This window comes from Kitasatospora sp. NPDC092039, assembly GCF_044756065.1.
In the GTDB taxonomy this organism is placed as follows: Bacteria; Actinomycetota; Actinomycetes; order Streptomycetales; family Streptomycetaceae; genus Kitasatospora.
Window position 1 is genome coordinate 1 of the sequence record NZ_JBIVSD010000060.1, and the last position, 1288, is coordinate 1288.

The window sequence follows — 1288 nt, forward strand, 5'->3', positions numbered from 1 at the left end:
TTGGCGCACGAGCGGGCGGCCCGGGGTCTGCCGGGTCTCTCGCTGGCGTGGGGCTTGTGGGAGCAGGAGTCCGGCATGACCGCCGGCCTCGACGACACGGCCTTCCAGCGCTTCGAGCGGTACGGCATCGGGAAGATCCCCTCCGAGCAGGGCATGGCGCTGTTCGACGACGCGTGGCGGGGAAGCGAGCCGGCCGTGGCGCCGCTGGTGCTCGACTCGGCGCGCCTGAACGCGAGGGCCGCCGCGGCCGACCTGCCGCCACTGCTGCGCGGCCTCGTCTCCGCCCCGACCCGGCGTACGGCGGCTCCTGCCGCGGCACCGAGGACGGCGGGTCCCGCCTCCTGGACCGACCGGATCGCCGGGGCGACCGGCGAACGCGGCCTCGGCGTCGTGAAGGACCTCCTGTGCCAGGAGATCGCCGACGTCCTCGGCCACCAGGGGGCCGGAGCCATCGACACCGGCACGGATTTCCGGGGGCTCGGGCTCGATTCCCTCACCCTCGTCGAACTGCGCAACCGGCTCAACGCGGCCACCGGACTCAGGCTCCCCGTCAACGTGCTGTTCGACCGGCCCACACCGGATGAACTGGCGGCCCACCTCCTGGCGGCCCTCGAACCCGACCAGCCGGATCCGGTCGCGCGCATCCTCGCGGACGCCGACCGGATGGAGGAGGCGTTGAAGCTCCTCGCCGGCGGCGAGCGCGAGGACCGCACCAGGATCACCAACCGACTGACCCGGATCCTTCGCGCCTGGCAGCGGGAGCAGGACGAACCCGCCGAATCCGCCGACGACCTCGACCACGTGACCGACGACGAACTCTTCGACGCGCTCGACAACGAACTGTCGCGCTGAGGTAAGGGAAAGGTGAGCCCCATGTCCAACGAAGCCAAGCTCCGCGACTACCTCAAGCGCGCCACGGCGGACCTGCGCGAGGCACGACAGCAGACCAGGGAACTGGAGGAGAAGGCCCACGAACCCATCGCGATAGTGGGGATGGGGTGCCGGTACCCGGGCGGGGTGAGGTCGCCGGAGGACCTGTGGCAGCTGGTGGCGGAGGGGCGCGACGCGATCTCCGGCCTCCCCGAGGGGCGGGGCTGGGACCTGGACGGTTCCTACGCTCCGGCCGGGGAGCAGGTCCAGGACCGGGACCGGGACGGGGACGCGCGGGATGCCGGCGCGATCCCCACCCGGAACGGGGGTTTCCTGCACGACGCGGATCTGTTCGACGCGGGGTTCTTCGGTGTCTCGCCGCGTGAGGCGGAGGCGATGGATCCGCAGCAGCGGTTGC

General features: G+C 72.2%; 2 protein-coding genes. Both read left to right on the plus strand.

Features of this window, described 5'->3' with window-relative positions:
* On the plus strand, positions 1–852 hold an 852-nt coding region (locus tag ACIQI7_RS38950), incomplete at its 5' end, for a phosphopantetheine-binding protein (RefSeq protein WP_401119616.1).
* Positions 853–873: 21 nt separating this feature from the next.
* The coding region (locus ACIQI7_RS38955) for a beta-ketoacyl synthase N-terminal-like domain-containing protein (RefSeq protein ID WP_401119618.1) at positions 874–1288 on the plus strand (415 nt) is incomplete at its 3' end.